General features: G+C 71.9%; 21 protein-coding genes, 3 pseudogenes and 1 riboswitch. Of the genes and pseudogenes, 13 read left to right on the top strand and 11 right to left on the bottom strand.

The genetic code is table 11. The features are described 5' to 3' along the window. Nucleotides 1-98: 98 nt before the first annotated feature. Nucleotides 99-623 (top strand): peptidylprolyl isomerase, encoded by a 525-nt coding sequence (locus ABZ318_RS30315; RefSeq protein WP_356905645.1) that lies wholly within the window; start codon nucleotides 99-101, stop codon nucleotides 621-623. Between the two features lie 701 nt (nucleotides 624-1,324). Here the strand turns inward: ABZ318_RS30315 and ABZ318_RS30310 are convergent. Next, nucleotides 1,325-2,140 carry a sulfite exporter TauE/SafE family protein gene (locus tag ABZ318_RS30310; protein ID WP_356905644.1) on the bottom strand — a complete coding sequence of 272 codons (816 nt, stop codon included), beginning with the start codon at nucleotides 2,138-2,140 and terminating at the stop codon, nucleotides 1,325-1,327. Between the two features lie 428 nt (nucleotides 2,141-2,568). Here ABZ318_RS30310 and ABZ318_RS30305 point away from each other — a divergent pair. Beyond that, nucleotides 2,569-2,667 (top strand): annotated as a pseudogene (locus tag ABZ318_RS30305) (adenylate kinase); the annotation flags it as partial. 274 nt (nucleotides 2,668-2,941) lie between these two features. Here the strand turns inward: ABZ318_RS30305 and ABZ318_RS30300 are convergent. From ABZ318_RS30300 to ABZ318_RS30290, 3 genes and pseudogenes are all read right to left on the bottom strand, one after another. After that, a pseudogene (locus tag ABZ318_RS30300) lies at nucleotides 2,942-3,469 on the bottom strand (molybdopterin-dependent oxidoreductase); the annotation flags it as partial. 149 nt (nucleotides 3,470-3,618) lie between these two features. Then, entirely contained in the window at nucleotides 3,619-6,399 is a 2,781-nt protein-coding gene (locus tag ABZ318_RS30295) for a molybdopterin cofactor-binding domain-containing protein (protein ID WP_356905643.1), read from the bottom strand. Further along, nucleotides 6,396-7,238, bottom strand: coding sequence for an FAD binding domain-containing protein (locus tag ABZ318_RS30290; protein WP_356905642.1), 843 nt, complete (start codon nucleotides 7,236-7,238; stop codon nucleotides 6,396-6,398). The genes ABZ318_RS30295 and ABZ318_RS30290 overlap by 4 nt, the downstream gene beginning before the upstream one ends. A gap of 229 nt (nucleotides 7,239-7,467) precedes the next feature. Here ABZ318_RS30290 and ABZ318_RS30285 point away from each other — a divergent pair, with 229 nt between their 5' ends. Next, a complete protein-coding gene (locus ABZ318_RS30285) occupies nucleotides 7,468-8,994 on the top strand; it encodes a PucR family transcriptional regulator (RefSeq protein WP_356905641.1) in 1,527 nt (508 codons plus the stop codon). 56 nt (nucleotides 8,995-9,050) lie between these two features. Here ABZ318_RS30285 and ABZ318_RS30280 read toward each other — a convergent pair whose 3' ends face one another. Continuing rightward, nucleotides 9,051-9,449 carry a helix-turn-helix transcriptional regulator gene (locus ABZ318_RS30280; protein WP_356905639.1) on the bottom strand — a complete coding sequence of 133 codons (399 nt, stop codon included), beginning with the start codon at nucleotides 9,447-9,449 and terminating at the stop codon, nucleotides 9,051-9,053. A 34-nt stretch (nucleotides 9,450-9,483) separates the two neighbouring features. Between ABZ318_RS30280 and ABZ318_RS30275 the strand changes: the two are divergent. Further along, nucleotides 9,484-9,651: pseudogene (locus tag ABZ318_RS30275) on the top strand (aminopeptidase); the annotation flags it as partial. Nucleotides 9,652-9,850: 199 nt separating this feature from the next. On the opposite strand, the gene ABZ318_RS30270 reads toward ABZ318_RS30275, so the two are convergent. From ABZ318_RS30270 to ABZ318_RS30245, 6 genes are all read right to left on the bottom strand, one after another. After that, on the bottom strand, nucleotides 9,851-11,182 hold the full coding sequence (locus ABZ318_RS30270) for an LLM class flavin-dependent oxidoreductase (protein ID WP_356905638.1): 1,332 nt from the start codon (nucleotides 11,180-11,182) through the stop codon (nucleotides 9,851-9,853). 142 nt (nucleotides 11,183-11,324) lie between these two features. Beyond that, nucleotides 11,325-12,479: an ABC transporter permease subunit gene (locus tag ABZ318_RS30265; RefSeq protein WP_356905637.1), complete on the bottom strand. Its 1,155-nt coding sequence runs from the start codon at nucleotides 12,477-12,479 to the stop codon at nucleotides 11,325-11,327. Continuing rightward, complete coding sequence (locus ABZ318_RS30260; RefSeq protein ID WP_356905636.1) at nucleotides 12,476-13,300, bottom strand: ABC transporter ATP-binding protein; 825 nt, start codon at nucleotides 13,298-13,300, stop codon at nucleotides 12,476-12,478. Before ABZ318_RS30260 ends, ABZ318_RS30265 begins: the two co-directional genes overlap by 4 nt. Nucleotides 13,301-13,305: 5 nt before the next feature. Further along, entirely contained in the window at nucleotides 13,306-14,343 is a 1,038-nt protein-coding gene (locus ABZ318_RS30255) for an ABC transporter substrate-binding protein (protein WP_356905635.1), read from the bottom strand. A 31-nt stretch (nucleotides 14,344-14,374) separates the two neighbouring features. Next, a complete protein-coding gene (ssuE, locus tag ABZ318_RS30250; protein WP_356905634.1) occupies nucleotides 14,375-14,932 on the bottom strand; it encodes an NADPH-dependent FMN reductase in 558 nt (185 codons plus the stop codon). A gap of 20 nt (nucleotides 14,933-14,952) precedes the next feature. Beyond that, on the bottom strand, nucleotides 14,953-15,888 hold the full coding sequence (locus tag ABZ318_RS30245; RefSeq protein WP_356905633.1) for a TauD/TfdA family dioxygenase: 936 nt from the start codon (nucleotides 15,886-15,888) through the stop codon (nucleotides 14,953-14,955). A gap of 874 nt (nucleotides 15,889-16,762) precedes the next feature. Between ABZ318_RS30245 and dhaK the strand changes: the two genes are divergently transcribed. The 9 genes from dhaK (at nucleotide 16,763) to ABZ318_RS30200 (ending at nucleotide 24,688) form a co-directional block, all read left to right on the top strand. Further along, the gene (gene dhaK, locus ABZ318_RS30240; protein WP_356905632.1) at nucleotides 16,763-17,755 is read left to right on the top strand and encodes a dihydroxyacetone kinase subunit DhaK; all 993 of its coding nucleotides are present in this window, start codon (nucleotides 16,763-16,765) and stop codon (nucleotides 17,753-17,755) included. 26 nt (nucleotides 17,756-17,781) lie between these two features. Continuing rightward, nucleotides 17,782-18,402, top strand: a complete 621-nt coding sequence (dhaL, locus tag ABZ318_RS30235; RefSeq protein ID WP_356905631.1) for a dihydroxyacetone kinase subunit DhaL — start codon at nucleotides 17,782-17,784, stop codon at nucleotides 18,400-18,402. Further along, on the top strand, nucleotides 18,399-18,845 hold the full coding sequence (locus ABZ318_RS30230) for a PTS fructose transporter subunit IIA (RefSeq protein WP_356905628.1): 447 nt from the start codon (nucleotides 18,399-18,401) through the stop codon (nucleotides 18,843-18,845). The genes dhaL and ABZ318_RS30230 overlap by 4 nt, the downstream gene beginning before the upstream one ends. Before the next feature lie 78 nt (nucleotides 18,846-18,923). After that, nucleotides 18,924-19,129: riboswitch (cobalamin riboswitch) on the top strand. 28 nt (nucleotides 19,130-19,157) lie between these two features. Then, nucleotides 19,158-19,856 (top strand): energy-coupling factor ABC transporter permease, encoded by a 699-nt coding sequence (locus ABZ318_RS30225; protein ID WP_356905627.1) that lies wholly within the window; start codon nucleotides 19,158-19,160, stop codon nucleotides 19,854-19,856. Then, a complete protein-coding gene (locus tag ABZ318_RS30220; RefSeq protein WP_356905626.1) occupies nucleotides 19,853-20,341 on the top strand; it encodes an energy-coupling factor ABC transporter substrate-binding protein in 489 nt (162 codons plus the stop codon). Before ABZ318_RS30225 ends, ABZ318_RS30220 begins: the two co-directional genes overlap by 4 nt. Before the next feature lie 5 nt (nucleotides 20,342-20,346). After that, complete coding sequence (gene cbiQ / locus ABZ318_RS30215; protein WP_356905625.1) at nucleotides 20,347-21,096, top strand: cobalt ECF transporter T component CbiQ; 750 nt, start codon at nucleotides 20,347-20,349, stop codon at nucleotides 21,094-21,096. Continuing rightward, nucleotides 21,093-21,965 (top strand): ATP-binding cassette domain-containing protein, encoded by an 873-nt coding sequence (locus ABZ318_RS30210; RefSeq protein WP_356905624.1) that lies wholly within the window; start codon nucleotides 21,093-21,095, stop codon nucleotides 21,963-21,965. Before cbiQ ends, ABZ318_RS30210 begins: the two co-directional genes overlap by 4 nt. A 145-nt stretch (nucleotides 21,966-22,110) precedes the next feature. After that, nucleotides 22,111-24,126 carry an NADPH-dependent 2,4-dienoyl-CoA reductase gene (locus ABZ318_RS30205; RefSeq protein WP_356905623.1) on the top strand — a complete coding sequence of 672 codons (2,016 nt, stop codon included), beginning with the start codon at nucleotides 22,111-22,113 and terminating at the stop codon, nucleotides 24,124-24,126. A gap of 46 nt (nucleotides 24,127-24,172) precedes the next feature. Next, entirely contained in the window at nucleotides 24,173-24,688 is a 516-nt protein-coding gene (locus tag ABZ318_RS30200) for a PadR family transcriptional regulator (RefSeq protein WP_356905622.1), read from the top strand. The last annotated feature ends 84 nt before the right edge of the window (nucleotides 24,689-24,772 follow it).

The raw sequence follows: 24,772 nt of genomic DNA, 5'->3' as shown, positions 1-24,772 counted from the left end.
CGGGCCCACGCGGTGGGCGGTGTCGGTGGCCTTCAGCCGGGATATGGCGACGGTGATGGTCCGACCGCCGGGGTCGGTGTAGTCCAGCGGCACGGGTCATGGCCGAACAGCTGTACGCGACGTTGCAGACCTCCATGGGTGACATCGAGATCCGGCTGCTGCCGGACCACGCCCCCAAGACGGTGAGCAACTTCGTGGAGCTGGCAGAGGGCCGGCGCCAGTGGACGGACCCCCGCACCGGACAGCCGAGCAACGAGCCGCTGTACGGCAAGACGGTGTTCCACAAGGTCGTGACCGGCTTCATGATCCAGGGCGGCGATCCGCTGGGCAACGGAACGGGCGGGCCCGGCTACACGTTCGCCGACGAGATCCACCCGGATCTGACGTTCAACCGGCCCTACCTGCTCGCGATGGCCAACAACGGACCGGGCACCAACGGGTCCCAGTTCTTCATCACCCTTGGGCCCGCTCCGCACCTCGCCGGCCGGCACACCATCTTCGGTGAAGTCGTCAGCGAGACCGGCAGGAAGGTCGTCGATGCCATCGGCACCACGGAGACGGGGCGCAACGACCGTCCAGTGGATGACGTGGTCCTCGAGAAGGTCGTCATCGAGACCCGCTGAGCTCCCGCAGGGCCCCTCACTGCTCTTCGGATGCCCCGCACCGGCCAGGTGCGGGGCATCCTCATGTGGCCGCATCGGCAGCCGTCGGGCCGCGCAGCGGTGGCGGGCCAGGTGGATCTGGAGCAGGCCGAGGAGCGGGAGCCCGGCGACCAGCAGAGCAACCCGTTCGACGGTGAGCCGGGGCCGGGCGGCTTCGCACTCGCCCTCGAATGCCGGCATGAGGCACAGCTCACGGGTCGCCGTCCGGCTCCCGGAGAAGAGGCGACTTCTGGCGGGAACCGGACGGCTCGGAAAACGGTACGGCAATGGGTGCCGCAGGACGCCGAGGCGCCCCGAGAAACGCGGACACCCCCCTCGGAAGTTCGCCCCGTTCATCGATGCCGAGCAGGCCCGAACCGCGCTGCGTGAATCCCCGCCCTCACACGGGCAACCCAGGCGGCCCGGACGGCGTTGAACCGGGCGTGACCACGACGATGCGGCTCACGCCCCTCATCTGCGTACAGCGCAGCAGCGGAACGTTTCCCCGCCCCGGCCTGGAGCCGATCTTCACCGAGCTCGCAGAGCAATGGAACAGTGCCGGACGTTCTGTGCCCGGCCGGCCGGATGAGAACTGGACGATCCTCGCCCGCCGCTCCCCCTGGCCCCATGCACTGACCGCCGGGCGCGGGTAACGCCCCACCATGGCGCGATCCGGTCGCGCGTCAGTCGTGACGGGCGAGTTTGACCGCGGACACCAGCAGGATCACGGCCAGCAGGGGGATGAGCACCAACTCCGAGAACACACCGAGCAGCAGCCCGCCCAGCATCGCCCCCGTGATCGATCCCGCGATCATGACCAGGGTGAAGCGGCGGTTGGCACCCAGCACCGCAAAGCTGCCGTCACGGCTGTAGCGGGCGAAGGCCACCAGCATGGTCGGTAGCGACACCAGCAGCGACAGGCTTCCCGCCGTCTTGATGTCCACACCGAACAGCAGCACGATCGTCGGAATCAGCAGCTCACCCCCGGCGACCCCCATGATCGCCGCGACCACACCGATCCCGAAGCCGGCCACCACCCCGCAGGGCACCTGCGCCCACAGCGGCAGCGCGAGCGTTCCCAGGGCGGAGACATGGGTGACCAGCAGGGCCGCGGCCATGAGCACCATCAGCCCAGCCAGCACCTTGTACAGGGTGGAGGTGCGCATCCGCACCGCCCACGTCGCCCCCGCCCAGGCCCCCAGCAGGCTCCCGGCCAGCAGGTTGACTGCGACGGGCCAGTGCGCGCCCACCTCGGAGGCGGAGACCGCCGCCAGGCGGGCCGGTAGCGCGACCAGGACCACGACCAGGCTCATCGCCTTGTTCAGGATGACCGCGGAGAGTGCGGCGAACCCGAACAGGCTGATCAACAGCGGCAGGCGGAACTCGGCGCCGCCCAGACCGATCATCCCGCCGAGGACGCCGATGGCCGCCCCAGCACCGAACACCAGGGGCATCGGATGCGTCGAACGGGCGGGAGCGAGATTCTGGCCGGCGGTCATGTGAGGCATCCTCGCTGGTGGCGCCCTCCGGCCGCCACGGCGCAGGCCCACTTTCGGGGAAAGCAACCAGGCCCCCGCTCAGGGTTCATCCGGACCTCCGAGTCCCGCACCGTCGCCCAAATCTTCAAAGAACCTCGGCGCCGTGATGAGCGCCGGTGGCGACGCCGATCGCTCCAAGCACACCGCCTGCATCGTCCCCGGCATAGGCACGGCCGGCCCGAACGCCGAGGGCGAGTCGCCGCTCCTCTCATGAACAACTGAACAGCCCTTCTGGAGCGAGACCAAGGGCGGCCCGTGGAAGCGGTCCGGATCGCCGTCGTCCACCCGTCCGCCTTCGCACGACCGTTCCGCCGGGCGGAGAACGCCCGCCAGGGCAGGGAAGAGCGGGTGTGGATCAGCGGTGGGCCTTGGCGATCCGATCCGGTTCCAAGGACCTGGGTCTGGCCGAGGGCTCCGCGGTCAAGGCGCTCGTGAAGTCCACCGAGGTCGCCCTGGCCACCGGCCCGGTCGAGGGCCTCTCGATCCGCTGGCTTCCCGTTCGTGGCGCAGACGGACGTGGACGCGGGTCGCGGCGGCCTGCCAGAACTCCACGACGTCCGGGACGACGGTGCACGACGTCCAGGCCGGATCGAGGAGATCGGGGTCGGCCTCCACCTTGGCAAGGCTCTCCTTGAGAGCGCGATCGCGCTCCTCCGGACCGGTCAGGTAGCGGCTCTGTCGGCCGAGCAGGGCTTCCGCCCTCGCAGTGACCGACCGGGCGAGGAAGTCGGCGGCGGAGCGGTCCGCGGGCTCCGGCCGGACCGCGCCGCGGACGCGGACCTGGCGGCCGAACTCCGCCCAGTAGAAGGTGAGCGCGGCGCGCGGCGCGCCCGCGAGTCGTATGCCCTTCGGGCTTGCGGCGTGCATGGCGAAGACGACGAGCTGGGTGCCGGCGGTGTCGAGGTCCTCGTCGTCCATGCGGGTCGCGAGCAGCACGGGGGCGTTGCCGAAGTCGGCGTCGATCTCCGCCCACGACAGAAGCGCGTGGTGCCCGTCGCCGCCGCTCACGGACACCAGGAAGCGGGAGCGTTCCTTGCGGCGGGCCGGGTCGAAGGCGGGACGTGCCACGGCCATGACCTCGCGCAGCAGCGGTCCGACGAAGGTGTGGTGCTGGGGACCTGCCGTGGCGCAGTCGAAGACCACCTCGGCCCGGTGCTGCTCCCACCCCCGGCGCAGGTTGGCAACGGTGAGGGTGACGGGATGGAGCACGTCCCCCCACAGCTCGAAGGAGTCGGAGGGTGTGGGCGGGGTGACGGTCAGGGCGTGGGGTGCGGCGCTCGGTCGGCTCATCGTCGGTCCCTTCGCGGCGGTGGATGCGGCGGCTGCGCGCAGTGCTACCCAGCCGCCGAACCAGGGAACCGCAATTGCCATATGAATCTAGGATTCTCGCCGCATCTGTGGCCTTTCTACGAGCTGAGCCCTCACAATCGCCTGGTCTATCAGCCGACTCCCCTCCGCTGCCGGTCGAGAGCGAGCCAGACGCGGTCGCGGGTCACCGGCAGCTCGGTGAAGCGGATGCCCGTGGCGTCGCGGAGCGCGTTGGCGAAGGCGGGGGCGACGGGGTTGAAGGGGCTCTCGCTCATCGACTTGGCGCCCAGCGGGCCGATCGCGTCGGACGTCTCGGTGAAGTGCACCTCGGTGCGCGGGACGTCGGCGTACTGGGGCAGGCGGTAGCGGCGGAACGCGGCGGTGGTGACCTCGCCCCGCTCGTCGACCCGGACGGTCTCGAAGAGCGTGGCGCCCAGGGCCTGCGCGACCCCGCCCTCGACCTGGCCCCGGCACTGCATCGGGTTCATGACCTTCCCGGCGTCGGCCGCGTGCACGCTGCGCAGGATCCGGATCTCCCCGGTGCTGGGGTCGACGGCGATCTTGAACCACTGGGCGTTGAAGGCGACCGAGCGCGGCGAGCCGCCCCAGTGCCCGTCCGCCGCCAGTTCCTCCGTCGCGCCGAGGGCGTGCCCCGCCTCGTACAGCTCCTTCAGCGTGACGAGGCGTCCCGCGCAGTCGACGGACTCGGCGCCGAGCACGCACAGATGCCGGGCGACGCCGGTGTGGCGGGCGGCGAGGGTACGCAGGCGTTCGGCGAGGGAGGTGGCGGCGAGGAGGACGGCCTTGCCTGCGACGACGGTGCCGGCGGAGCCGAAGGCGCCGGTGTCGTGGCGTACGACGTCGGTGTCGGACTGGCGGATGGCTGTGCGGTCCTCGGTGGTGTTCAGGGCGCCGGCGGTGATCTGCTTGTGGACGGTGGTGGTGCCGTTGCCGAACTCGGCGGTGCCGACGGCGATGTCGTACGTCCCGTCCTGGAGGAGCGAGACACGGGCGTCGGCGTAGTGGCCGCCCGGCGGCCCGGTCGCGATCATCGCCATGCCGGTGCCCTGCCCCACCAGCCAGCCCTCGGGCGCGTCCTCGGCGCTGCGGTCCTCGGCGATGGCCTTCCGCACGACGGACAGGCACTGGTCGAGTCCGTAGGAGGCGATGTGGAGGTCCTCCTCCTCGCCGATGGGGCTGTGCATGGCCTCGCCGGGCCCGATGATGTTCTTTTCCCGGAAGACGAGCGGGTCCATGCCGAGGCGGCGGGCGAGTTCGTCCATCACGGACTCGACGGCGAAGGTGACCTGGCCGAGGCCGTAGCCGCGGAAGGCGCCGGCCGGGACGACGTTGGTGTAGACGGAGCAGGCGTCGACCTTCTTGTGCGGGGCGCGGTAGACGGCGAAGGACTCGCCGACGCTGTGGAACATCACCGCCGGACCGTGGTTGCCGTACGCCCCGGTGTTGGACACCACCCGCATCTGCACGGCGGTGAGGGTGCCGTCCTCTCGTGCCCCCACTTTGATGCCGATGGTGAAAGGGTGGCGGGTGGTGGCTCCGTAGAACTGCTCGGCGCGGGTGTACTCCAGTTTCACCGGCCGACGCAGTTTGAGCGCGGCGAGGGTGACGATGTCCTCGGTGAGCATCTCCTGCTTGCCGCCGAAACCGCCGCCGACCCGGCCCGCGACCACGCGGACCTCGTCCTCCGGCAGCCCGTAGAGGGCGCAGAGCGCCCGCCGGGTGAGGAACGGGGTCTGCGTGGAGGAGCGCACGGTGAGGCGCTCCCCGCTGCCGTCCTCCTTCGGCTCGAAGTACGCGACGCAGCCGTGCGTCTCCAGGCTGGCGTGCTGGACGCGCTGGGTGCGGAAGGTGTCCTCGTACACGACGTCCGCGTCGGCGAAGCCCCGCTCGACGTCGCCGATCTCGCCGTGGACCTCGCCCGCGACGTTGTTCTCGACCCGGGCGATGCGCACCTCGGGGCCCTTGCCGGCGTGGATGACGGGCGCTCCGGGTCGCATCGCCTCCTCCGGGTCGGTGACGTACGGGAGTTCCTCGTACGTCACCTCGACGCGGCGGCAGCCCTCCTCGGCGGCCCGCTCGCTGTCGGCGACGACCGCCGCGACCCGCTGGCCCACGTACCGCACCACGTCGTCCAGGACCCGGGTGTCGTCGGGGTCCTCGGTGGGGTGCTCGTGGCGGGCGGAGGAGTACAGCGTCGCCGGCGCGTCCTCGTGCGTGAGGACGGCGACCACCCCCGGTACGCGCAGCGCGGCCGTGGTGTCGATCGCGAGGATCCGGGCGTGCGGGTGCGGCGAGCGCAGCAGCTTCATGTGCAGCAGGCCGGGGACCTCGACGTCGAAGGTGTAGCGGGCGGTGCCGGTGACCACCTGCGGCCCGGCCGGTGCGCCGACGTTGCGGCCCACCGCCTTTCCCGCGCAGGGCCGTTCGGTGTGCCTCACTCCCCGCACGGCGTCCTCGATCGCCCGATAGCCCGTGCAGCGGCAGATGTTGCCCTTGAACGCCCTGGCAAGATCGTCCAGTTTGCCGTCGTCGTGCGCGGAGCCCCGCTCGGCCTCCAGGGCTGCCGTCGTCATGAGGAAGCCGGCGGTGCAGAAGCCGCACTGATAGCCCTGTGCGTCGAGGAACTTCTGCTGTACGGGGTGGAGTTCGCCGTCCCGGGCGGCCAGGCCCTCCACCGTGGTGACGGACCGGCCCTCGGCCCGTACGGCCGGGTAGAGGCAGCTGTGCACGGGCTCCCCGTCGACGTGCACGGTGCAGGCCCCGCAGTCACCGGCGTCGCACCCCTTCTTCACGCCGAACCAGCCGCGCTCGCGCAGATAGGTCCGCAGGCACTGGCCGGCACGCGGCTCGGTGTCGAACGGACGGCCGTTGACGTGGATGTCGAAACTCATCGGGCGCCTTTCCGGGTGGCGTCGGGGGTGACCAGTTCGCGGCGGACTTCCTCGGCGAGGCGCAGACCCATGTGCCGTCGCCACTCGGGCAGTCCGTGGATGTCGTCGAACCACTCGCCGGGCCGGACCGCCTCGTCGATCGCCCGGCGCAGCCGTTCGCGGTCCGGTGGCAGCGGGAACCAGAACCGGAACGGCCGTACGGTCGCCGCGCTGACCGTCACCGCCAGCGAGCCGTCCACCGGGTCGAGCGTCCCGATGACCAGCGCGCCCGAGCGGCCGAGCCCGTACAACGAGGCCTGCCGGAACGCCGTACGGCACTCCAGCGCACGCCCCGGCAGGGTCACCGAGCGCAGTAGCTCGCCTTCCGCGAGGTCCTTCACCCCCGCGCCCCGCACGAAATCGGCCACCTTCACCTCGCGGGTGGAGCCGTCCTGCGCCTGGAGGAGGCACGTGCCGTCGAGCGCGGCGGTGAGCGAGATCATCGGCCCGGCGGGCAGGCCGTTGCACAGGTTCCCGCCGACGGTCGCCATGTTCCAGATCTTGAACGAGGCGAGGAAGGCCCGGCAGCACTGTTCGAACAGCGGTGCCGCGGGTGCGCCCAGGAACCGCCGTCCGTAGCGGGACAGTTGGGCGATGGTGCAGGTCGCCGCGATCTCCAGCGAACCGTCCTCGTGCCGGGTGAGCGGCTCCCAGCCCATCCGGCTCAGGTCGACCAGCCGGCGCAGCCGCGGCTGCGGTTCGGAGAAGAGGTACGTCCCGCCGCCCAGCCACGCGTCCCCGGGACGCCAGGGTTCGCGCCGGCGTGCGTCCCTCACGTCCGCGATCGTGTTCAGATCCATCCCACGCCTGCCTCCTGACCGATGACTTCAGGCCAGTGAAGCCCGAGAGGGACCCCCGGCACGACTGGACAGGAACCCGGAAATCATCCATGGGGCAGCGCTCCCCCCTGGATGATCAACCAAGAGCTGTTTTCGGCTTCGGCTTGGGCATTTACGATGCATCAACTCACATCAGCATCGTGAATGTGAGTGCGGCCCTTGGGCCCGCGATCGCGCAAGGAGCCTCGTGATGCACGTCGACCACCTCCTCCGACTCGACCGCCTGGACCTCTCCCTCGTCTGGGGCGACGAGACGTTGCTCGGCCAGGAGATCGGCGGGGTCACCGCGACCGACCTGGAGGATCCGGCCCGCTTCCTCCAGCCCGGCGAGATCGTGCTGAGCGGGCTCGTGTGGTGGAACCACGACGGGGCTGCGGCCAAGGCCGACCACTTCGTCTCCGCCCTGCGGCAGGCGAGAGCGGTGGCACTCCTGGCGGGCGAGGAGACCCTCGGACATGTGCCTCGCGAACTCACCGACGCCTGCCGCAGACACCGCGTCCCCCTCATCGCCGTGCCGGCGCACACCACCTTCCGGGCCATCACCGAAGCCGTGTACCTGCGGCAGTGGGGCGAGCTCAGCCGTCATCCGTCCGATCACCACGCCCTGCCGGAGAACGTCCGCCTCGACCTCGACCGCGCCTTCGAACGCGGTGCGACGACAGGCGAACTCCTCGACCGCGCCTTCGCCCACCTCGGCGCACCCGCCTGCCATCTGCTCACCGCGAGTGGCCGGACCGTGGCCCGCACCGGCGATGCCGCGGAGCTCCCCGCACAGGAGGCCGTGGGGGCCCTGGCCGACGCGCGGGGCACGCTGCGTGTCGAGGCTCAGGGCACCGACTTCGACGCCTGGTACCTGCACCTGCCCGAGAAGGGCCAAGTGCCGCCGAGGGTCCTGCAGGAGATAGCCGAACTCCTGGGCCGTCACCGTCGCCGCGAGGACCGGAACCGTTCCGGGCGCGCCCCCTCCGCAGCCAGGCTGATGGAGGCCATCGGCGCCCTGCACGTCGACACCGACCGCCTACAGCGCGCCCTTGCCTCCTGCGGACTGGCCGACCGGTCGTCCTACCTGGTTCTCACCGCGACGCTGGAGCCGAACGGCGACGCCGGCGCCGACGGCGTCGCCGCGCTCACCGAGGCGCTCGAACACCTGCGGCCGGCGGCGTTCGCCGCCGCCTTGGGCGATGGCGAGGAGGCAGCAGCCGTCCTCGCGCACGATGACGCCACAGGGACCGACACGGTCGAGCGTCTGCGTGAGGTCTCTCAGCTGATCCAATCCTGTCGGCCGGGGAGCGCCTGGCACGTCGGCGTGAGCAATCCCGTCCCCGCATCCGCGTTGAACACCGCTCTGACGCAGGCACGTCATGCCCTCGCCGGCGCCCGCACCGCGACACCGTCATCACCGCGGGTTGCCCGCATAGGCGATCTCGGCAATCTGGCCATGCTCCTGGCCGGCGTCCCCGCCTCCGTACGCGACGTCTACCGCGAAACGGTCCTGGGCCCCCTGACGAAGGCCGGACGAGGGTCGGGCGCCATGCTCCTGGAGACCCTGGAGGTCTTCCTCGCGCACGACTGCTCCTGGACCCGGACCGCCGAGACCCTCCACGTCCACATCAACACGGTCCACTACCGCGTCGAACGCATCGAGACCCTCACCGGCCGCGACCTGTCCCGCCTCGACGACCGCGTGGACCTGCGCGCCGCGCTCCTGAGCCGCTGACGCCCGCCGCCCGGGCTCCCTCGCTCCCTCGCTCCCTCGCTCCCAGCAGAGGCGGTTCAGGGCAGATCGATGTGCACGCTGGTCGACTTCACGCGAGCGGTCACGGTGACCCCGACGTCGAGCGCGAGCTCCTCGACGGCCTCGCGGGTCATCAGGGACACCAGCCGGTGCGGCCCCGACTGCACCTCGACCTGGGCAGCCACGTCGTCGACCCGTACGCCGGTCACGATCCCCACGAAGGAGTTCCGCACCGAGGTCGGCACGTCGTCCTCCGGAACGGCGTGCACCCCGGCGCCCCGCTCCTGGGCGAAACGGGCCAGGGCCACGCCCTCGATCACCCGCCGGCCGGACCCGTCGCGCTCCATGCCCAGCTTGCCGCCGTCCGCCCACCGACGGACGGTCTCCGAACTCACTCCGAGCAGCTGCGCGGCCTGCCCAATGCTGTACGACGCCACACCCGCACTCTAGGACACGCGCGTCGCGGGTCTGATCGCCGCGCAGGAAAAGGCCATCGCGCTGTTCGCGGAGGTGGAGGCACGCGGGCTCGTGGCACCTGGCCGAGGAGAGCGGGCGGTGAGCGACGCGATCCGAGACCTGGCGAACGACATGCTCGGCACCACCAAGCACTGGCACAAGCGGATCATCCGCTCCGGCCCGTGCCCTGGCCGTCCGCGGTGGACACCACTGTTCAGGGCTCCCCCGGTCCATGGCGGCGCCCAGCTCACCGACACCACGAGCCCCCACCCGCACCAGCCGCTTCGCAGCACTGTGCCCCGTCGAGCTGACGCGCGACGGGGCACGGCAAGGGCCGGATCGACCAACGGCGTCCGTGGCGGACCGGCCCCTCCCGACTCGCCTATACGCCGTCCCGCGCGTAGCGGTTGACCGGACGCGGCAGGCCATAGTTCTCGCGGAGAGTGCGGGCGGTGTACTCGGTGCGGAAGAGGCCACGGCGCTGGAGGATCGGCACGACGTGGTCGACGAAGTCGGTCAGGCCGGTCGGCAGGACAGGAGCCATGATGTTGAAGCCGTCGGCGGCTCCCTGCGTGAACCACTCCTCCAGCTGGTCGGCGATCTGCTCGGGGGTGCCGGCGAAGGTGCGGTGACCGCGGCCGGCGCCGAGGCGGGCGATCAGTTCGCGCAGGCTGAGCCCGTCGCGGCGGGCGAGCTCGGCGACGAGGGTGAAGCGGCTCTTGTTGCCGTTGATGTCCCGCTCCTCGGGGAGGTCGGGCAGCGGGCCGTCCAGGGGCAGGCCGGTGAGGTCCACGTTCAGCATGCCGGAGAGCTGGGCGAGGCCGTACTCGGGGATCTGGAGGTCGGTGAGCTGCTGTTCGAGGGCCTTCGCCTCGGCCTCGGTGGACCCGATGACGGGGGCGATGCCGGGCAGGACGAGCAGGTCGCTCTCGGCCCGGCCGTACCGGGCGAGCCGGGACTTGAGGTCCTTGTAGAAGGTCTGGCCGTCGGCGAGGGTCTGCTGGGCGGTGAAGACGGCCTCGGCGTACTGGGCGGCGAACTCCTTGCCGTCCTCGGAGGATCCGGCCTGCACGAGCAGCGGGTACCCCTGCGGGGAGCGCGGCACGTTGAGCGGTCCGGCGACGCCGAAGTGCTCGCCGCGGTGGGCGGCGGGGTGGAGCTTGTCGGTGTCGGCGTAGATGCCGCGCTCCTTGTCGAGGACGATCGCGTCGTCCTCCCAGCTGTCCCAGAGCTTGAGGGCGACGTCGAGGAACTCGCGGGCCCGCTCGTAGCGGCGGGCGTGCTCCAGGTGCTCGTCGCGGTTGAAGTTGCGGGCCTCGTCGACGCTGCCGGAGGTGACGATGTTCCAGCCGGCGCGGCCGCCGCTGATGTGGTCGAGGGAGGCGAACTTCCGGGCCAGGTTGTAGGGCTCGTTGAAGGTGGTGGAGACGGTGGCGATCAGTCCGATGTGCTCGGTGACGGCGGCGATCGCGGAGAGCAGGGTGAGCGGCTCGAAGCCGCCGATGGCGTTGTAGCGGGCCTTGCCCCAGAGCGCGACCCCGTCGGCGAAGAAGATCGAGTCGAGCTTTCCGCGCTCGGCGGTGCGGGCCAGCTCCTGGAAGTACCGCAGGTCGGTCGCGCGTTCGGGGCTGCTGTCGGGGTGGCGCCAGGCGGCGTCGTGGTGTCCGGCGTTCATGAGGAACGCGTTGAGGTGGAGGGTGCGGGATGCGGTCATGTCTGGTCCTGGGGTTTCGGTGGCGAGACGGCGGCTGCTCGGGGCGTGGCCGACCGGCGGGAGCGGTGAGCGGTTGCGGGACGGGCGGCCGGGGCCGCGGGCCGCGCTCTCGTCCGCTGCGCGGCGCCGTAGGCGAGCGGCATCAGGCCGGGACGCGCCAGAGGCTGAGACGGCGTTCGATCGTGATCAGCAGCTGGTTGAAGGCCACGCCGATGGCGGAGATCGTGACGATGCCCGCGTACATCTGCGGGATCGCGAAGTTGAACTGCGAGGCGTTGATCAGGTAGCCGAGGCCCGCCTTGGCGCCGATCATCTCGGCGGCCACGAGGACGAGGATGGACACGGCCCCGGCGAGCCGGATACCGGTGAAGACGGCCGGCACGGAGGCCGGGAGGATCACCTTCTGGAAGAGCCTCGGGGTGGACAGGTCCATCGAGCGCCCCAGCCTGATCAGAGTGGGGTCGGCGTTGCCGACGGCGCTGATGGTGTTCAGCAGGATCGGCCACACGCAGGCGTAGACGACGATGGAGACCTTCGACGTCTCCCCGATGCCGAGCAGCAGCACGAAGACCGGCAGCAGGGCGAGGGCGGCGGTGTTCCGGAACACCTCAAGCAGCGGGCCGAGGACCGCGGCCACGGGCCGGTACCAGCCGATGAGCAGGCCGAGCGGAACGGCGACGGCCACGGCGATCCCGAAGCCGCCGAGGGAGCGGGTCAGGCTGGCCGAGGTGTGCTGGACGAGCTGGCCGTTGCCCAGCAGCTCCCACCAGGCCCCGCCGACTTCGCTGACGGGCGGCAGGAAGGTGGCGTCGACCAGGCCGAGCCGGGGTGCGGCCTCCCATACGGCGAGCAGGGCGAGCAGGGCGGCCGAGCGCAGTCCGACGGCCTTCAGCCCCCGCGCCAGTGCCCTTACGAGCCGCCGGGCGCGCCGGGCCGCCGAGACCGGGGCCGTGAGCAGGTCGCCGGCCGTCGGGGACGCGGGGTCCCGGCCGGCGACCGGGGCTGCGGGCGAAGCCGGGGTACGGACGTCCTCCTCGGGCCCGGCCGGGACGGCGGCACGGGCCGGGTCCGGGGAACCGGGCGCATGATCCGCGGGCGCGGACCGGTCGGTGGACGTCGCCGGCCCGGGGTCCCGTCCGGCGGCCGGAGCGGTCGGCGAGGCCTGGGGCCCGCCCGCATCCGGCTCCGGCTCCGGCGCCGTGGCCGGGGCCGGGGCCGCCGGGGTTCGGACGTCTTCGCCGGACCCCGCCAGGGCGGTGGTGCCCGGGGTGCTCGCGATGGTGGTGTCGGTGGTCATACGGTGGCCTCCTCCTTCTCCAGTTGCTGCGCGCGCGCCACCTCGTCGTGGAGCAGGGTCCAGATCTCGTGGCGATAGCGGGCGAACTCCGGGCTGGATCGCAGGTCCTCGCCCTGGAGTCCGGCGGTGCGGGCCTCCCCGAAGGAGATGGGGACGACCTCCTTGATGCGCCCGGGGCGGGAGGTCATGACGGCCACCTTCTGGCCGAGGTAGACCGCCTCCTCGATGCCGTGCGTGATGAAGACGACCGTCTTGCCCGTGCGCTGCCAGATGCGGCGCAGCTCGTCCTGGAGGGACTCCCTGGTCTGGGCGTCGAGTGCGGCGAACGGCTCGTCCATCAGCAGCACGTCCGGGTCGTACGCCAGCGAGCGGGCGATCGCGACGCGCTGGCGCATGCCGCCGGAGAGCTCGTGGGGGTGCCGGTCCTCGAATCCGGCGAGTCCGACCAGTTCCAGGAACTCCCGTGCCCGATCCGTTCGTCGACGTCTCGGTACGCCGGTCGCCTCCAGGCCGAATTCGACGTTTCCGAGCGCGGTCCGCCAGGGCAGCAGCGCGTACTGCTGGAAGACGATGCCCCGGTCGAGGCCGGGCCCGGTGACCGGCTTGCCGTCGAGCAGGATCCGGCCGGACGTCGGCCGGGACAGGCCGCCGAGGAGGTCCAGGAGGGTGGACTTCCCGCAGCCGCTGGGGCCCACGACGACCACGAACTCCCCGGCCGGGATCTCCAGGTCGATGCTGTCGAGTGCGGTGAACTCCTCCTTGTTCTTCCTTCCCTTCGCCGGGAAGGCCTTCGTCACTGCCTCGAACACGATCCTCGCCATGCCGGTCAGCCCTTCCCGTAACCGTTGAACTCGTTGGTGTAGAGGTCGGACGGCTTGAGTTGCCCCTTCTTGATCTCGCCGCGCTCACCGAGCCAGTCGAGCCAGAGCTGGAACTCCTTGTCGGGTATCCGGCCTCCCGGCTCGGCGATCCCGTAGGAGCGCCAGTACTGCAGGGCGGCGGTGTCCTCGTTGCGGCCGCGCTTCTTGACGATCTCCGTCATCCGCGCGACGACCTCGTCGCGCGGGGTGGTGCGGGACCACTCGATGGCCTTGGCCACGCCGGTCGTGAAGGTCCGTACGGTGTCCGGGTTCTGCTTGATGAAGCGCTCGGTCATGATGTAAGTGCCCGCGCTGAACGGGCCGAGGAGCTCGACGTCCTTGAACAGCGGGCGGATGCCACCGCCGGCGACGGCCTTGTCGCGCAGGATCCCGGTGAGCACGCCGACCTCGATCTGCTTCTGGCGAAGTGCCTGCTCGGTGTTGACCGGCGGCACCACGAGGGGCTCGACCTTCCCCGCGTCGGCCTTGGAGAGGCCGTTGCGGCTCAGGTAGAGATCGAGCAGGGCCTGGTAGTGCGCGCCCAGGGTGTTCATCCCGACCTTCTTGCCGATCAGGTCGCGGGCCGAGCGGATCGGGCTGTCTTCCAGGACGAAGTAACCGGCGTAGGAGTACTGGTCGGAGCCGTAGGAGGAGATGACGGCCTTGATCGGGGCGTTGCCGGCGGCGAGCTTGATGACCGCGCCGTTGAAGGCACTGCCGAAGTGCGTCTGGCCGGTGGCGGCGGACTGGATGTCCTGCGGACCGCTGATGGTGTTGCCGACCCATTCGAGCTTGACGTCCTCGAAGTAGCCCAGGTCGGCGGCGAGTTCGGGGAGAGAGACCGCGCCGACCGCTCCCTGGTACTTCAGGGTCTTGATCTGCGCGCCGGAGCCCGATCCGCCGCCGGCGGTGGCCGTGCCGCAGCTCACCGCGGCCGCCGAGATGCCGAGCAGGGTGAGGAACTGGCGACGGGAGGTGGTGGTCGAGGTGAAGGCTGCGGCCATGACGGTTCCTTGTCGGTACGGGGTTACGGGGTTACGGGGTGGCGGTGAGCTCGGCGGCGGGGGCGGAGCGCAGGGCGTCGGCGAACTCGTCGACGGCCTGGTAGAGGTCCAGCTCCGCCTCGGGCCGCAGCCGGTCGGGGCCGCTGCCGCGCTCGACGGAGGAGTCGAGGACGAACCGGCCCGCCGTGACGTGCCGGGCGCCGAGCGCGGCGAGCACGGGGCGCAGGGCGTAGTCGATGGTCAGGACGTGGGCGAGGCTGCCGCCGGTGGCCAGGGGCAGGATCGTCTTCCCGGCCAGCCCGTCCTGCGGGAGCAGGTCGAGGAAGGCCTTGAGCAGGCCGGTGTACGAAGCCTTGTAGACCGGGGTCGCGATGACCAGGCCGTCGGCCTCGGCGACGGCTTCGAGCGCCCGGCGGATGGCCGGCTCACCGCGGCGGGCGGAGAGCAGGTCGGCGGCGGGCAGGTCGCGTACGGAAAGGTGCGCGGTCTCGAAACCGGAGTGCGCCAAGCGGCGCACCACGTGGTCGGAGACGACGGCGGTACGGGAGTGGGCGGAGGGGCTGCCGATGATGGCGAACAGGCTGGGCACGGGGGCTCCTTGCGGGACGGTCAGACGGCGGTCGAAGCTCCGGAGGCGATGCCGAAGGCAGGGTCCGGAACGGTCTCGGGGCTGATCAGGCGGGACGGCGTCCCGTCGGGCCCGACCGGAACGTCCCCGTCGACCGTCACGCGGCGCAGGGTGCGCTCGTGCTCGTCGGAGTCGTCCACGCCGTAGTGCTGGGTGGCGCGGTTGTCCCAGATCGCGACGTCACCGGCCCGCCACTGCCAGCGCACGGTGTTCTCGGGGCTCTCGATGTGCGCCTGGAAGAGGTTCAGCAGGGCGCGCGAGTCGCGGCCGGTGAGCCCGTCGATGCGCTGGACGAAGTTGCCGAGCAGCAGAGCGCGTTCGCCGGTCTCGGGGTGTACGCGGACCACCGGGTGTTCGGTGAGGAACGAGGTGGAGGTGAACACCTCGCGGTACTGCGCCAGCGCCTCGGGCAGTGCGTCGGGCTTGAGGGCGGCGTAGTCGTACTCGTTCGAGTGAAGCGCGCGCAGGCTGTCGGCGAGGGCCCGCAGGGGCTCGGGAAGGCCGGCGTAGGCGGTGGCCGTGTTGGCCCAGAGGGTGTTGCCGCCGTACGGGGGGACGGTGACGGCGCGAAGGATGGAGAAGGCGGGGTAAGCGGGGACGAAGGTGACGTCGGTGTGCCACTGGTTGGCGCGTGCACCGTGGTGGGAGTCGATGCCGAGGGAGTAACGCCCGTCCGCGGAGGGGACGGTGGGGTGCGCGACGGGCGTGCCGAGCAGCTGGGCGAAGGCCTCGTGCGCGGCCTCGTCGAGGTGGTCCTGGTCGCGGAAGAAGACGACCTTGTGGGCGAGCAGCGCGGCCCGGACCTCGGCGACGACCTCCGTGGGGAGGTCGCCGCCGAGGCGGACGCCGCCGATCTCGGCGCCGATGCGGCCGCCGATCTTGGTGACCGTGGGCAGGGTGGTGGTAACGGTGGCCATGGAAGCTCCCTGGGGAGGGCGAAGGGGGACGGGGCTACGGGTGAGCGACCCGCCGCGGTGCGCGGGCAGACGGGTGGCGAAGGAAACGGGGTGCGGAGGTTGTCCCGTGCGGCGGATACGGTCGCGCTGCCTCGGGCACGGCGCGGCCTGTCAGGCGCGACCTGTCAGGCGCGACCTGGCAGTCGGGACGAGTCGGGACGAGCGCCCGGATCAGGCCGCGCTCAGGCCTGACAGCGGCCCGGACACGCGCCCGGCGCGTTACAGGGGCCGGGGGTGTGGAGCCGCGGGACGAGAAGTTCGTTCGCGGACATGTCCCGGAGCGTGTCAGTGCCCCCACCCCCGGTCAACCCCTGCCCCCTCCCGGCCCCCGAACCTGGGCAGTCCCGCACACACCCCCGACGACCTGGCCTTTCGCTGTTCTTCGCGTCCCCCTCACCTCGCCTGTGGCGGCCGAAAAGCGTGGCTGGATTTCACGGTCCCGCAACGCCGCCGCCACGCGCCACGACGGGGCTCAGACCGCGATCTTCGAGGCGAAGGAGCGCGGCCTCGCCCCCTGGACAAGAAGTGGCTGCCGCTGACCCTCGCGCTCGGCGTCGCCGGGGCGGCCGTCCACGAGCCGCACATCTGTCAGATCTGCGTGACCTTCGCAGCCGCAAGGTCGATACTGCCCCCAGGGGCCGGTCAGACCTGCCCCCATCGATGAGGATCCGTGCCTGACCGCCCGTCACCAAAGTCAGCGTCTACTCGGCATCAGTACCGACAGAACCCGCCACCGGCCACTACGAACCGCCAAGGTCAACATTCACGCGCACTGCCTGTGACCTGCGAGAACACAGGTCACAGGCCTATTTGCTAGCCTCTCGAGGAGACCCCTTTGAAGATGCTGATCAACGTTCCGGAGACCGTCGTCGCCGACGCGCTGCGGGGGATGGCCGCGGCGCATCCCGAGCTGACCGTGGACGTGGAGCGGCGCGTGGTGGTGCGGCGCGACGCGCCCGTGGCGGGGCAGGTGGCGCTGGTGTCCGGCGGCGGGTCCGGGCACGAGCCGCTGCACGGGGGATTCGTGGGCCCCGGGATGCTGGCGGCTGCGGTCGCCGGCGAGATTTTCACGTCGCCCGTGCCCGATCAGGTGGTGCGGGCCGCCGCCGCGGTCGACAGCGGCGCCGGAGTGCTGTTCGTCGTCAAGAACTACACCGGTGACGTGCTGAACTTCGAGATGGCCGCGGAGCTCGCCGAGGACGAGGGCATCCAGGTCGCCAAGGTCCTCGTCGACGACGACGTGGCGGTGACGGACAGCCTGTACACGGCGGGTCGGCGCGGCACCGGCGGCACGCTGTTCGTGGAGAAGATCGCGGGTGCGGCCGCCGAGGAGGGCGCCCCGCTGGAGCGGGTGGAGTCGATCGCCCGCCGGGTGAACGAGCGGTGCCGGTCCTTCGGGGTGGCCCTGAGCGCCTGCACGACCCCCGCCAAGGGCAGCCCGACCTTCGACCTCCCGGAAGGGGAGCTGGAGTTGGGGATCGGCATCCACGGCGAGCCCGGCCGGGAGCGACGGGCCATGATGACCTCGCGGGAGATCGCCGACTTCGCCGTCGACGCCGTCGTGGAGGACCTGCGCCCGTCCGCGCCCGTCATCGCCCTGGTGAACGGGATGGGCGGGACACCGCTCCTGGAGCTGTACGGGTTCAATGCCGAGGTGCAGCGGGTGCTCGGCGAGCGGAAGGTGCCGGTGGCCCGGACGCTGGTCGGGAACTACGTGACCTCGCTCGACATGGCGGGATGCTCGGTGACCCTGTGCGAGGTCGACGAGGAGCTGCTGCGCCTGTGGGACGCGCCGGTGCGGACGCCCGCGCTGCGCTGGGGCCGGTGACAGCGGGGATGGGAAGGGGGAGCGAGATGGCGGAGACCTTCGGCGCCGGGTTCCTGGTGCGCTGGCTGGCCGCGGTGGCCGAGGACGTCGACCGGGAGGCGGACCGTCTCACCGAGCTGGATTCGGCCATCGGCGACGCCGATCACGGAGCCAATCTCAAGCGGGGGTTCGCCGCCGTGACGGAGACCCTGGCGAAGGAGCCGCCCGCGAACCCGGGCGCGGTGCTCACCACCGCCGGACGGCAGCTCATCTCCACCGTCGGCGGTGCTTCGGGACCGCTGTACGGGACGCTGCTGCGGCGCGCCGGGAAGACCCTGGGCGAGGACGGGGAGGTCACCCGGGAGCGGTTGGCGGAGGCGCTCGGCGTCGGTGTGGCCGCCGTGTCGCAGCTGGGCGGTGCCCAGGTGGGCGACAAGACGATGCTGGACGCGCTCGTGCCGGGCGTGGAAGGACTGCGGAGCTCGTACGAGGCGGCCCGCGCCGCCGCCGAGGAGGGCGCCCTCGCGACCGTGCCCCTCCAGGCGCGCAAGGGCAGGGCCAGTTATCTCGGGGAGCGGTCGGTCGGGCACCAGGATCCGGGGGCGACGTCGTCGGCGCTGCTCTTCGCGGCCCTCGCCGACACCGCCCGCGCGGAGGGCGCGCGATGAGCCCGGAGGGCTCGGCCTCGGAGGGCCCGGTTCCGGAGGGCTCGGCGGTCGTGGGCATCGTGCTCGTCTCGCACAGCGCGGCGGTCGCGACGGCGGTCGTCGAACTGGCCCGTGGCCTCGCGGGCGGCGGTGACCTCGCCCCGGTCCTGCCCGCGGGCGGGACGCCGGACGGTGGCCTCGGAACGAGTTCCGAGCTGATCCGCGGGGCCGCCAAGGCCGTCGACCGAGGGGCCGGGGTCGCGCTCCTCGTCGACCTGGGCAGCGCGGTCCTCACCGTGAAGGCGCTGCTCGCCGAGGGCGACGAACTGCCCGAGGGCTCCCGCCTGGTGGACGCGCCGTTCGTCGAGGGCGCGGTGGCCGCGCTGGTGACGGCGAGCGCCGGCGGGGATCTCGACGCGGTGGCGGCGGCGGCCTCGGAGGCGTACGCCTACCGCAAGGAGTGACCACGGGGACCGGGTGCGTGCAGTGACCGGAGGGGCGCGCCGCGTGGTGGCCGTGTTGTGATCCAGCAGGTCAACCCACTAATGTCGCAGGGCCTTGGTGTACGGGAAACCGGTGCGGTACCGGTGCGGCCCTCGCCACTGTGATCGGGAGGTCCGGCTCCACCCCCGGGGGAACACCTCGGGGAAGCCACTGGACCGTCGCGGGAGACCGCGACGGTGTGGGAAGGCGGAGTCGGGCCGTATGACCGTCAGCCAGGAGACCGGCCAGGGTGCGTTGTCCATCCACGAGGTGCTGGAGAGGGTCTCCCGATCATGCATATAGCCGAGGGGTACCTACCCCCTGCGCACGCCGCCGCCTGGGGCGTCGCGGCCGCTCCGTTCGTCGTCCACGGGGTGCGCGCGCTGACCCGCGAGGTGCGGTCGAACCCCGAATCCACTCTGTTGCTCGGTGCCTCCGGCGCCTTCACCTTCGTCCTGTCGGCGCTCAAGCTGCCTTCGGTCACCGGTAGTTGTTCGCATCCGACCGGTACGGGGCTCGGCGCGATCCTGTTCCGGCCGCCGATCATGGCGGTCCTCGGGACGATCACCCTGCTCTTCCAGGCCCTGCTGCTCGCGCACGGCGGACTGACCACGCTCGGCGCGAACGCCTTCTCCATGGCGATCGTCGGACCCTGGGCGGGATACGGGACGTACCGGCTGCTCCGGCGGTTCGGCGCGCCCCTGATGGTGGCCGTCTTCTTCGGCGCGTTCGTCGCCGACCTCTCCACGTACTGCGTCACCAGCGTGCAGCTGGCCCTGGCGTTCCCCGACCCCGGCAGCGGTGTGCCCGGCGCGCTGGCCAAGTTCGGCGGGATCTTCGCCGTGACCCAGATTCCGCTGGCGGTGAGCGAGGGCCTGCTCACGGTGCTCGTGATGCGGCTGCTCACCCAGTCCAGCAAGGGCGAGCTGACGCGCCTCGGCGTCCTCGGCCGGCCGCGGGCGGAGCAGCCCGAGGAGGTGGTCGCGCGATGAGCCGGAACGCGAAGGTCAACACGCTGCTGCTGCTCCTCGTCGCCGCGCTCGCGGTCCTGCCGCTCGCGCTGGGCCTCGGCGACCACAAGGAGCAGCCGTTCAGCGGGTCCGACAGCGAGGCGGAGACCGCGATCACGGAGCTCCAGCCGGACTACAAGCCGTGGTTCAGCCCGCTGTACGAGCCGCCGTCCGGCGAGATCGAGTCGGCGCTCTTCGCCCTCCAGGCGGCGCTCGGCGCCGGTGTCCTGGCGTACTACTTCGGCCTGCGGCGCGGCCGCCGCCAGGGCGCGGCGAAGGCCGCGGAGGCGGCGGGGGCGAAGGGTGCGGCGGCGGAGGACGATCCCGTCGGGGGCGGCGATTCCGATACGGCGAGGGGTGGGCCCGAGTCCGGTGCCGCGAGCGGCGGGTCCCGGTTCGTCGTCGGTGGTGCGGGGGTCCCCGGGGCCGACGACGGTTCCGTTCCGTTCGACGGTACGGGCGCGTAGCGCCGATGCTGCCGATCGACGCGGCGGCGCACAGCAGTCGCTGGCGCCGCCGCCATCCCGTGGAGAAGGCCGCCCTCGGCTTCGGTCTGACGTTGTGCGCCGTCTCCCTGCCGCCGTGGCCGGGAGCGCTGCTCGTGGCGGCGGCCACGCTCGCGGTGCTGCTCGGTCCGGCCGGTGTGCCGGGTCGTCAGCTGTGGCGGGCGTTCCGCATCCCGCTCGGTTTCTGTGTCACGGGGGCCGTTCCGCTGCTCTTCGAGGTGGGCGGTGCGCGCGGGCTCGTGGCCCTCGCGCCCGGCGGTCCCGTGCACGCGGGCGAGCTGCTCCTTCGGACCGCCTCGGCCTCGCTGGGGGTGCTGCTCTTCGCCTTCACGACGCCGGTGTCCGACGTGCTGCCCCGGCTCGTCCGGGCGGGCGTCCCGGCGCCCGTGGTGGACGTGGCGCTCGTGATGTACCGGATCATCTTCCTGCTGCTCGACTCGCTGGCGAAGATCCGGCAGGCCCAGGCGGCCCGGCTCGGGCACACCAGCCGGGCCGCGACCTGGCGTTCGCTCGCCGGTCTCGGCGCGACGACGTTCGTACGGGCCTTCGACCGGGCGCAGCGCCTGCAGTCGGGGCTCGCCGGACGCGGTTACGACGGGACGCTGCGGGTCCTGGTGCCGGCCTGCGCGGTCTCCCGGCGGTTCCTCACGGCGACGGGCGTCCTCCTCGCGGGGCTCGTCGCCCTCACCCTCGTACTGGAAAGGTTCCTTCCGTGACGTCTCCGACGCCGACGAAGCCCGTCGTGGAGCTGGTGAAGGCGGGTTTCGCCTATGAGGACGGGCCCGCGGTCCTGTCGGGCGTGGACTTCTCTGTGGCGGAGGGGCGCGCGATCGCGCTCCTCGGCCGCAACGGCAGCGGCAAGACGACTCTGCTGCGGCTCCTCAGCGGGGGCCTGCGGTGCGGGAGCGGGTCGCTGCTCCTGGACGGAGCCGAGGTGGCGTACGACCGGAAGGGGCTGACCCGGCTGCGGACCACCGTGCAGCTGGTCGTGCAGGATCCGGACGACCAGCTGTTCGCGGCCTCGGTCGGCCAGGACGTGTCGTTCGGTCCGACGAACCTGGGGCTGCCGGAGGAGGAGGTGCGGCTCCGGGTGCGGGAGGCCCTGGAGGCGCTGGACATCACGGCCCTGGAGGACCGGCCGACGCATCTGCTGTCGTACGGGCAGCGGAAGCGGGCCGCGATCGCGGGCGCCGTGGCGATGCGGCCCCGGGTGCTGATCATGGACGAGCCGACGGCCGGGCTCGACCCGCACGGGCAGGAGCGGCTGCTCGACGCCCTCGCCCGGCTGCGGGAGGCGGGGACGACGGTGGTGATGGCGACGCACGACGTGGATCTGGCGCTGCGCTGGGCCGACGAGGCGGCGGTGCTCTCCCCCGCCGGTCTGCGCACCGGTCCGGTCGCCGAGCTCCTCGCGGACGACGACCTGCTGGCCGCGGCCCGGCTGCGCCGGCCCTGGGGCACGTCGGTGGCCCGTGTCCTGCGGGCGCACGGTCTGCTGGGCGCGGACGGGGTGGAGCCCCGGACGCCGGAGGACCTGGACGGGTGGATCGCGGCCGAGGTGGCCGGGCCCCGCCGCTCCTCCTGAGGTGGCTGCTCAGGGCCTTTGCTACCGAGTAGTAGACATCACTCCCGGATTCTTCTGCAACTAGTTGCAGAAGGCGCCCGGGGTCGCCTAGAACTGAGGTCGACGACCCCTGCGGTCGACGACCCCTGCGCGAGGAGGCGCCCCCATGACCCCGTACCCGCATCTGCTGAGCCCGCTCGACCTCGGGTTCACCACCCTGCCCAACCGGGTGATCATGGGGTCGATGCACGTCGGCCTGGAGGAGACCGAGCACGGCTTCGAGCGCATGGCCGCCTTCTACGCCGAGCGCGCCCGGGGCGGCGTGGGGCTCATCGTCACCGGCGGCATCGCCCCCAACGAGGCCGGCCGCCCCTGGGACGGCGGGGCCAAGCTCACCACGGCCGAGGAGGTCGCCGAGCACCGGCTGATCACCGACGCCGTGCACGCCGAGGGCGGCCGGATCGCGATGCAGATCCTGCACTTCGGCCGCTACGCCTACCACCCCGGCCTGGTCGGCCCCAGCCCCCTCAAGGCGCCCATCAGCCCCTTCGTGCCGAACGAGCTGACCGACGCCGAGGTCGAGCAGACCGTCGAGGACTACGCCCGCTGCGCCGAGCTGGCCAAGGAGGCCGGGTACGACGGCGTCGAGGTGATGGGCTCCGAGGGCTACCTCATCAACGAGTTCATCGCCGCCGCCACCAATCGGCGCACCGACCGCTGGGGCGGCTCGTACGAGAACCGGGTCCGCTTCCCGCTGGAGATCGTCCGCCGGATCCGCGAGCGCGTCGGCGAGGACTTCATCCTCGTCTACCGCCTCTCCATGCTGGACCTCGTCCCCGGCGGCTCCACCCTCGACGAGGTGATCTCCCTCGCCAAGGAGATCGAGGCCGCCGGCGCCACCATCATCAACACCGGCATCGGCTGGCACGAGGCGCGCATCCCCACCATCGCCACCTCCGTGCCGCGCGGCGCCTACACCTGGGTGACGAAGAAGCTGATGGGCGCGGTCTCCGTGCCGCTCGTCACCTCCAACCGCATCAACACCCCCGAGGTCGCCGAGGAGATCCTCGCCGACGGCCGTGCCGACCTGGTCTCGCTGGCCCGCCCGTTCCTCGCCGACCCCGCCTTCGTCGCCAAGGCGACGGCCGGCCGCGCCGACACCATCAACACCTGCATCGGCTGCAACCAGGCCTGCCTGGACCACACCTTCAACCTGAAGATCACCTCCTGCCTGGTCAACCCGCGCGCCTGCCACGAGACCGAGCTGGTCCTCTCCCCCACCCGCCTCGCCAAGCGCGTCGCGGTCGTCGGCGCGGGCCCGGCCGGACTCTCCTGCGCGGTGTCGGCGGCCGAGCGCGGCCACTCCGTCACCCTCTTCGACGGCGCCGCCGAGATCGGCGGCCAGCTGAACGTCGCCAAGCGGGTGCCGGGCAAGGAGGAGTTCGACGAGACGCTGCGCTACTTCCGCGTCCAGCTCGCCGAGCGCGGCATCGACGTCCGCCTGAACACGTACGTGTCCGCCGCCGACCTGGAGGGCTACGACGAGGTCGTCGTCGCGACCGGCGTCACCCCCCGCACGCCGGGGATCGCGGGCGAGGACCACCCGAGCGTCCTCAGCTACCTCGACGTGCTGCGGGACGGCGCCCCGGTCGGGGACCGGGTCGCGATCATCGGCGCGGGCGGCATCGGCTTCGACGTCGCCGAGTTCCTCACGGACGGCGGCGAGGGCGCGAGCCAGGACCCCGAGACGTACTTCCGCCAGTGGGGCGTCGACACCTCGTACGAGAACCGCGGCGGACTGCGCGCGCCCGAGCGGAACGCGCCGCCGCGCCAGGTGCACCTGCTCCAGCGCAAGACCACCAAGGTCGGCGCGGGCCTCGGCAAGACGACCGGCTGGATCCACCGCACCGAGCTCAAGCACCGGGGCGTCACCATGGTGGCGGGCGTGTCGTACGAGCGGATCGACGACGCCGGCCTGCACGTCACGATCGACGGCGAGCCGCAGCTGCTCCCCGTCGACACGATCGTGCTCTGCGCGGGGCAGGAGCCGCGCCGCGACCTGTACGAGGAGCTGGTCGCCGCGGGCCGCTCGGTGCACCTCATCGGCGGCGCGGACGTCGCCGCCGAGCTGGACGCGAAGCGGGCCATCGACCAGGGCACCCGGCTCGCCGCCACCCTGTGACGGCCGCTCCGTGATCACCGTGGCCGGCCGAACCTAGGATGCGAGCATGTCCCTCCCGCACGCGATCCTCACCGCGCTGCTCGAAAAGCCGTCCTCCGGCCTCGAACTGACGCGCCGCTTCGACAAGTCGATCGGCTACTTCTGGTCGGCCACGCACCAGCAGATCTACCGCGAGCTCGGAAAGCTGGAGCAGGCGGGGCACATCCGCGCCCTGCCCGCTCCGGTGCCCGCGCGGGGACAGAAGAAGGAGTACGAGGTGCTGCCCGCCGGCCGGGCGGAGCTGAGCGACTGGGTCGCGAGGTCCGAGGACCCGAAGCCGCTCCGGTCCTCCCTGCTGCTGCGGATGCGGGCCGCGGCGATGGTCGGGGCGGCGGGGCTCCGGGCCGAGCTTTCGCGCCATCTGGCCCTGCACCAGGCCCAGTTGGACGAGTACCTCGTGATCGAGGCCCGCGACTTCCCGGCGGAGCGCCGCCGCACCGAACCGGACCGGCTGCGGCATCTCGTCCTGCGGGGCGGGGTGGATCTGGAGCGGTTCTGGGTGGAGTGGCTGACCGGCGACTAGACACCATGGATGTGATCAAGGAATCGCCCGCCCGGACGCGCCGTCGGCCGCGTCAGCCCGTAGGGTTGCCGGCCACCGCCGTGG

Origin of the sequence: Streptomyces sp. NPDC006197, from assembly GCF_040613865.1 — a bacterium.
GTDB lineage: Bacteria > Actinomycetota > Actinomycetes > Streptomycetales > Streptomycetaceae > Streptomyces.
Note: the sequence above shows the minus strand (reverse complement) of the source record. Positions and strands in the feature narration are given on the sequence as shown.